10 protein-coding genes and 1 pseudogene are annotated in these 6924 nt (G+C 68.4%); 6 read left to right on the top strand and 5 right to left on the bottom strand.

The window, feature by feature from the left end; translation table 11 throughout:
- Positions 1-27 precede the first annotated feature (27 nt).
- On the top strand, positions 28-315 hold the full coding sequence (locus tag JNW87_RS32140; protein WP_238454969.1) for a hypothetical protein: 288 nt from the start codon (positions 28-30) through the stop codon (positions 313-315).
- Between the two features lie 53 nt (positions 316-368).
- On the opposite strand, the gene JNW87_RS32145 is transcribed toward JNW87_RS32140, so the two are convergent.
- The gene (locus JNW87_RS32145; RefSeq protein ID WP_146230969.1) at positions 369-737 is read right to left on the bottom strand and encodes a hypothetical protein; all 369 of its coding nucleotides are present in this window, start codon (positions 735-737) and stop codon (positions 369-371) included.
- A 218-nt stretch (positions 738-955) separates the two neighbouring features.
- Positions 956-1228, bottom strand: coding sequence for a tyrosine-type recombinase/integrase (locus JNW87_RS32150; protein WP_236647300.1), 273 nt, complete (start codon positions 1226-1228; stop codon positions 956-958).
- A gap of 99 nt (positions 1229-1327) precedes the next feature.
- Here JNW87_RS32150 and JNW87_RS32155 point away from each other — a divergent pair, with 99 nt between their 5' ends.
- The 3 genes from JNW87_RS32155 (at position 1328) to JNW87_RS40995 (ending at position 3219) form a co-directional block, all read left to right on the top strand.
- Positions 1328-1582, top strand: coding sequence for a hypothetical protein (locus JNW87_RS32155; RefSeq protein ID WP_236647299.1), 255 nt, complete (start codon positions 1328-1330; stop codon positions 1580-1582).
- Positions 1583-2046: 464 nt separating this feature from the next.
- A complete protein-coding gene (locus JNW87_RS32160) occupies positions 2047-2409 on the top strand; it encodes a hypothetical protein (protein ID WP_109800004.1) in 363 nt (120 codons plus the stop codon).
- A 96-nt stretch (positions 2410-2505) separates the two neighbouring features.
- On the top strand, positions 2506-3219 hold the full coding sequence (locus JNW87_RS40995; RefSeq protein ID WP_236647298.1) for a hypothetical protein: 714 nt from the start codon (positions 2506-2508) through the stop codon (positions 3217-3219).
- A 15-nt stretch (positions 3220-3234) separates the two neighbouring features.
- Here the strand turns inward: JNW87_RS40995 and JNW87_RS41000 are convergent.
- From JNW87_RS41000 to JNW87_RS41780, 3 genes and pseudogenes are all read right to left on the bottom strand, one after another.
- Positions 3235-3465 (bottom strand): annotated as a pseudogene (locus tag JNW87_RS41000) (YciI family protein); the annotation flags it as partial.
- Positions 3466-3861: 396 nt separating this feature from the next.
- Entirely contained in the window at positions 3862-4500 is a 639-nt protein-coding gene (locus JNW87_RS32175) for a class I SAM-dependent methyltransferase (protein ID WP_109800001.1), read from the bottom strand.
- A 402-nt stretch (positions 4501-4902) separates the two neighbouring features.
- Complete coding sequence (locus JNW87_RS41780) at positions 4903-5157, bottom strand: hypothetical protein (protein ID WP_368666214.1); 255 nt, start codon at positions 5155-5157, stop codon at positions 4903-4905.
- Here JNW87_RS41780 and JNW87_RS32180 point away from each other — a divergent pair.
- Both JNW87_RS32180 and JNW87_RS32185 read left to right on the top strand, forming a co-directional pair.
- The gene (locus JNW87_RS32180; RefSeq protein WP_368666213.1) at positions 5152-5808 is read left to right on the top strand and encodes a sulfotransferase; all 657 of its coding nucleotides are present in this window, start codon (positions 5152-5154) and stop codon (positions 5806-5808) included. The genes JNW87_RS41780 and JNW87_RS32180 overlap by 6 nt on opposite strands.
- 411 nt (positions 5809-6219) lie before the next feature.
- The coding region (locus JNW87_RS32185; protein ID WP_238454970.1) for an IS30 family transposase at positions 6220-6924 on the top strand (705 nt) is incomplete at its 3' end.

Here is a 6924-nt window from a genome sequence, read left to right on the forward strand (position 1 = left end):
GACCAGCCGACGCAGGATCCGGCCGGGTTGTCCGGCCTGCCCCGCAGCAGTCTGGACCTGGGTGACGAGAGCACTGGCGGTCGGGCCGCCGAGGAGGCGGTCGGTGCCCGGCGGGGCGAGTCGGTGGTCGACGACCGCGCCCAGGACGCGCGGGGCGTGCAGGGTGAGAACCAGGACCCGGCCGGGCTGTCGGGCCTGCCCCGCAGCAGTCTGGACCTGGGTGACGAGAGCACTGGCGGTCGGGCCGCCGAGGAGGCGATCGGGGCCCGGCCCGGCGAGTCCGGCACTGAGATCGACGACCGCACGCAGCGCTGACACCGCCGTTCACGGGAAGTTCGGCGCCAGGGCATTGACACCGGGAAATTCATTCATGACCATGCCTGTCTATGATCATGAACCGTGTGGGCCGGGTCGGCGTCGGCCAGGACCGCAGTCAGGAAATCCACCCACCGGTCATATTCCACGGCCGGGTCGAAGGCCGACCCCAGCATCGCCCGGATGACCAGACACACCCACGGGTTGTTATCCACCCCCCGGGTCACCGCCAGCCCGATCGCGGCGTACGACAGTCTCTTCTCCGCCGTGTGGACCGAGGCGGAGACCAAGACGGGGTTCTCGTCAAGCTGCTTCAGCGAAGCCGCCCACCGCTTGTCGGAACGACGAACAGCACGCACCGGATCCCGCTCGGTGGCACACACGACCAGCGAAGCGGCCGCGTCCGGATCCTTCGCCGCCACCGCCCGCGACACCTCACCGAACAGCTACGGACCAGAAGGTGCCGTGTCAGCACAAAGTCAGCGAACGCTGTGCTCGGCGAGCGACTCCAATGGTCACAGCCGGCATGACACCGAAGGCAGGACCACAGGGAACCACACCCGCTGACACTGGCCGACAACGCCGACCAGACTCCCCCCGACGGGGGTCGTCCCTTCTTTGGCTGACGCTCCGCAGCAGGTCACAGGCCCTCCTCGTCCTCGTCCAGGACGCTGTCCGGCGTGGCTTCTTCCGCGAAAGGCAGCAGAGAGGCAGCAGAGCCGTCGAAAGCAGCGAGAACGCGAGCCGCGTAGTCGTCCGGGGTGTGCGTATAACGATTGAGCGTCGTGGGCGCCTGCTCGTGGCCCATGACCCGCTGAACCAGGTTGATCGGTACACCGTCCGTGACCAGCCAGGTGGCGTAGGCGTGCCGCAGGTCGTGGAACCGCATCCCGCCAGCCGCTTTGGCCGCCACGCAAGCGACCGCCTCCCGCTGGCCGCGCAGCGTGCCAAAGCATGGGCGCGACTCGGCGACAGGCGACAGGTAGAGACAGCGCTGGACAAGGGCCGTACGTTGCTTGAGTCTCTGCCGTATCCCGAGGACACCGACCACCACTTCGTAGTGGACCCGGCGAAGTTCGACTTCTACGCCATGGACTGCTACCGCATCGCAGGCGAAGACCGCCTCGCAGAGATGTATGCCCGTGAGGTGATCCGTTCCTCGACCGACCCGGACGGGACCGACCGGAAGCCGATGCGCCAAGTGGAAGCCCGGATAACGCTGGGCGTGGCGGCGGCCAGAGCAGGCGACCTAGAGAGGGCTGTCTAATACGGGCGACAGGCGCTAGAGGAAGATCGCAAGTCCCTACCCTCGCTGCTGATGGTCTCGAAGGAGCTGGCGACCCTGCTGCGGGAGCGATACCCGAAGGAGCCGGAGGCCACCTCGTACCTCGATGAGGTGCGAGCCCTCGGCGCGAGCTGACCCCGTCGTCGTCTCCACCTCCGCTTGCTCGGCTCGGACGACCGCCGACGCCTGGGCGTGGGCGACTTTCATGCCAGGACATGACCCGGCTCGGGCGCCACATGTGAGTGCGGCCCACCGTCGAGGCACCAGTCCTGCCGGGTCGCCGGGCGGCGGCAGGCAAACCGTTGGTGCGGTCGCCGCGCCATTGGCCGTGGGTGGTTCTCTCGCTCGTGGCCGTGCTGTGTACCGGGGTCGTAGCAGTGCCGGTGTCGTGGGCTGTTCTGCGGCAGGCGGAAGCAGATCGAGGTGAGGCGACGCCGGAGGCGGCCGTGAACGTGTACGCGCTCCAGATGAGCAGCGGAGAGCAGATCGGCCTGTCACGGGTGCTGACCGGCAAGCGTCATGACGAGCTCCTGCGGCAGTGGCGCGAGTACCGCGGCGAGATGGAACGCGGCAATGTTCCGTCAAAGCTTGAAGTGGTCGGACCGATCGACGTCGAGGACCAGGCTGACGACCGTGCGACGGTGACCGCCCAGGTTCATGCGGTCTGGTGGAACGAACAGGTCAACCTCAGCGGCACAGCTCACCCGTGGCGGTTCGAGACTCGGCGAGACGCCGGCGGCTGGCGGGTGTGGGCAGCCGAGCTGCCGCCGTGGTGCGGTGTGCACGTCCGGGCAGACGCCTGCCGCTGAGCCCTATCGGGCGCGACCGGTCCAGCTAGTGAGTCCGCCGGCGTCTTCCTGACCTGGTGCACCGACCAGGACCTGGGGCCGCTGTCGGTTGCTCGCGTGGACATCGAGCGGTACGTGCGCTGGCTGCAGGACGTACGCCGCTTCCAGCCCTCGACCGTCTCCCGCCGGCTGTCGGTGGTGGTCGGCTTCTACCGCGTCTGCGTCATCGACGACATCCTGCCGCACTCACCAGCCGACTACGTCCGCCGGCCGACGGTGCCACCCGAATCACCCACCCTCGGGCTGGGTCACCTGCAGTTCGAGGCCCTGATCACCACCGCACGACTATCGGCCAACTCGAACGACTTCGCGCTGATCGCCATGCTCGGCCTGCTCGGGTTGCGGATCTTGGAAGGCTGCGGCGCGAACATCGGCGATCTCGGTGAGGAACACGGCCACCGCGTCCTGCGGGTGCGTGGCAAGGGCGGCAAGGTCGTCCTCGTCCCGCTGCCGCTCGCGCTGGCCAGGGCCGTGGACCGTGCGGTCGACGGCCGCCTCGATGGTCCGATCCTGCGCAACACCCTCGGGACACGGATGGACCGTGCGTGGCTGTCGCTCCACTGGGTGATCATTGGTTTCTGGGACCGACCAGGCCCGGGGACCGGGCTTCGCCCCACGCCCGATCCCCGGGTCGTCGGGATGTCACCCTCGCCTGTCAGCCTGGCGGAGCATCGCGTCTTGTTCGGGGTCGGGCATGAGCTCCCGGACCTCTTGCGCACAGCGGCAACCAACGGCGATCTTGGCAGCCCACGCCAGCGCCTCCTCGCGTGAGGCCACGTCGACGACCGAGAACCCGCCAATGACCTCCTTGGTCTCCGGGTAAGGGCCGTCGGTGACAGTCCCGTCCGTGGCCACGACGCTCGCCCTCTGGCGTTCGAGTCCGGCGCCGAACACCCACACGCCAGCATTCACGGCCTCCTGGACCACCGCGTGCGAGGCCTTGCCCACGTCGGCCCACTCCTCGTCGGGGATGTGGTCCATCGCGCCGTCATTGAACGAGATCAAGTACCGGGTCATCCCATGACTCCCTTGTCCCGGCGGCCTCGTCCGGCCGCCTCTCACCTGTTCTACGATCGACCCGCCCCGGATCCGACGCTATGCCAGAAGAATTTTCACGGGGCCCCCGCCGCTCGGCGCCTGCGGGCGTCATGTCGCCCCTGTTCGCGGAGATCATCGCCGCTGCCACCGGCTACGAGTAGTCCCACCGCACTTATCTGCCGCCGGTCGGGCGTTACGGCACGCGACGGAGGAGCGGCTGCGGCCAGCGGGGTCGTGCTGGGAAGCGCACTGGAACATATCGGGACAACGCTCCGGCTTGAGCATCTGACACCGAGGCCCGGACTGGACAAGCCCCTTCGCGAGGGTAGGCGTCCCGCGTGTCTCGGGCCGCGGTTGCGGATGCCTCCGCCCATCTCACCGGTGGGCGAAGATGAACCCGCCCTCGATGTTCGGGGCTGGGCGGTGCATCATCTCGGCCTCGACGGTGAAGCCAGCGGCGTCCAGCCAGGCCGCGACCCTATCCGGTGGGCGGCGGTGCACGTAGACGTTCATCGGGTGTCCGCCGTAGCCCTCCGTCTTGAGCCGACTGCCGTCGCCGGCGTAGAACCCGAGCAGCATGATCGCGCCGGGCCGCAGCACCCGGTGGAACTCGGCAAGGACCGTCGGTACCTCGTCGTCGGGGACGTGGATCAGGGAGAACCAGGCGAGCAGGCCGGTCAGGCAATCGTCGGCCAGTTCGAGGCACGTCATGGAGCCGACCTCAAAGCGTAGGCCGGGATGGTCCCGCCGGGCCACGTCGATCATCGCGGGTGACAGGTCGATGCCGAACGCGTCCAGGCCGATGCTGTGCAGGTGGGCTGTGATGCGGCCGGGGCCGCAGCCGACGTCGGCGACCGGCCCGTTCCCCTGGGCGCGGACCAGTTCGGCGAAGAGGGCGAGGATGCCCCGCTGGAACGGTTCGTGGGCGAGGGCGTCGCGCAGCAGGTCGGCGTAGCTGACCGCCACCGTGTCGTAGGAGGTCCGGGTGTCGTCGAGCCAACCGGGAACGCGCATGCGCTGCACGATAGCGCCGACTCGGCCGGCGGCGTCGGTCTGGCCGACACCATGATCGATCTGCGTAACTTCGTCCCCAGCTCCTAATCGCGTGCACGGATCTGCCGCCGACCGGGCGCTACGCAGCGTCACGACAACCGGATCACGCCGGCGCCCGGTCGTGCCGAGATCAGTGCATCAGTGTGTGAGGGATGCGGCGCGTTGGGAAGCTTCGATAATTCGTTGGTCGCTTGTTGGAGGCGGCCGTCCGGCAACGCACTCGGCGCGGCGGGTGCGGGTCCGGCCCGTAGCAGCGGGTGAAGGGGATAAATGGCTTGCACAGGCGCCGGGCTGAGAGTTTGACTGCTCGCCATGCCTTTCCCCTCACCGATCTTCGTTGCGGGTACGGGTCGTTCGGGAACGTCACGGATCGCCGACATCATCGGCGAACATCCGCTGATCCATCGGATTCCCATGGAGACCCGGTTTCTCATTGACCCGGGTGGCCTGCGGGACCTGGCCGACGCGCTCACCGATCGATACGACCCCACCGTCGGTGAGGACGCCCTGCACCGGCTGAGCGACTTCCTCACCGTACGAGTGCCCGGCCGGCGCGACGATCGCGGCAAAACCGTTCCCGAGCTGGTCGGCGAGCGGCGCTACCGGGACGCGGTGCAACAGCTCTGGCCGCAGTTGATCGCGTACACATACGACGAACCTGCGCCCGCGGAAGGCTTCGGGAACGCCGACCGGCCTGCCGGGCCGTTCGAGCCGCTGAGCCGCCGGCGGGTACTACCCAGGTATTTCAGCGACCGGGGCGAACTGCTCGGAATCTTGCGGGGCCTGATCGACACCATGTTCGGCGGAGCAGCCGCCGACGCGGGCAAGCCGACCTGGTGCGAGAAGACACCGTTCAACCTGCTGTGCATGGAGTTCCTCTGGGAACTGGTCCCCGAAGCGACCATCGTGCACATCAAGCGTCACCCGGTCTCAGTGCTCGCATCCCACCTGGCCCAGCCATGGGCGCCGCCCACCGTCGACGGCGCGCTCGCCTACCTCAAGCCGGTCTACCACCGATGGCTCACCTGGAAGAACACGGTCGACCTGACGGGCAGGCGATACATCGAGGTGAAAGCAGAAGATCTCGCAGCCGACTGGCCCGGGCAGCGCCGCGCCCTGTTCGAACGGCTCGACGTCGACGACTTCGCCACCCCTTCAACGTTTCAGTCGCACAAGCTGACGAACCGCAACGACCAATTCGACGACGAAACCCGCGAGTTCATCGAAGAAGCACTCCGCAAGGTCATCCCGGCCATGGGATATGAGTGACGGCTCTGGCTCTCCACCTTGACGACGCCGCGTCGTGCCCCTCGAACGCCCGGTAAACGTTGCTTCAGCCGAACCGCATCGCAGACCACTCGTTCCTAACTTTCCGGCCGTCTTTTGAGCCCGCGCTTATGGGCGGGTGCACGCTTCTGCCGCCGACCGCGCGTTACCGACAGTGACCCCACATCGACGCGCGGAGACGCCCGGTCGTGCCGAATTGAGGACGCGTCGCGCACTGGCGGGCGACGGGTGATGTTCAGGCAGGCAGTGACGGGCGCTCTTCCTCGACGTCCTCACGGAAGCGCCCTCTTGCCCGCATCATTTCGAGGGCCTGCCTAGCACTCGGCAGGTTCAGCCGGTCGTAGCATTTGATCTTGGCGGTTCGGTGGGACAGGATGTTCCGCCGTGCGTGCGATGTTGACCCTGGCTGATCGTGAAGAGATTTCCCGTGGCCTGGCCGAAGGCTTGGAGTACAAGCAGATCGGTGTCCTGATCGGCCGTAACCCGTCGGTGGTCTCGCGGGAGGTCGCCCGGCGCGGCGGCCGCGGCGGGTACCGGGCCGCGGCGGCCGACGCGGCGGCGGCGGTGTCGCGGCGGCGGCCAAAGATGTGGGCGGTGGAACGCGCGCCGGGTCTGCGGGAGGTGGTACGCGAGCGGCTGCGGCTGGGCTGGTCACCGGCGTCGATCGCGGGCCGGTTGCCGTTCGGCTACCCCGACGATCAGGCTTACCGGGTGTCTCACGAGGCGATCTACCAGTGGGTGTACGCCCAGCCGGTGTCCACCCTGGCGCGGGAGCTGATCGGCTTGCGCACCGGCCGCACGGCCCGACGTGGCGGGGCCCGTCCGGCACCGGCGCCGCGGATCCGTGAGCCCCGCTACCTCGACGAACGGCCCGCCGAGGTCGAGGGCCGGCAAGTCCCCGGGCACTGGGAGGGCGACCTGGTCATCGGCAAGGGCGGCAAGAGCGCGGTGGCGACCCTCGTCGAGCGCACCTCCCGCTTCGTGGTCCTGGTCCCGCTGACCGGCCGGGACTCGCTGACCGTCGGCGACGCGGTCATCGCCGCCGCCGGGACCCTCCCGCCGCAGCTCGCCCGGTCGTTGACCTGGGACTGCGGGTCG

Source organism: Micromonospora sp. ATA51, from assembly GCF_016802855.1.
GTDB lineage: Bacteria > Actinomycetota > Actinomycetes > Mycobacteriales > Micromonosporaceae > Micromonospora > Micromonospora sicca.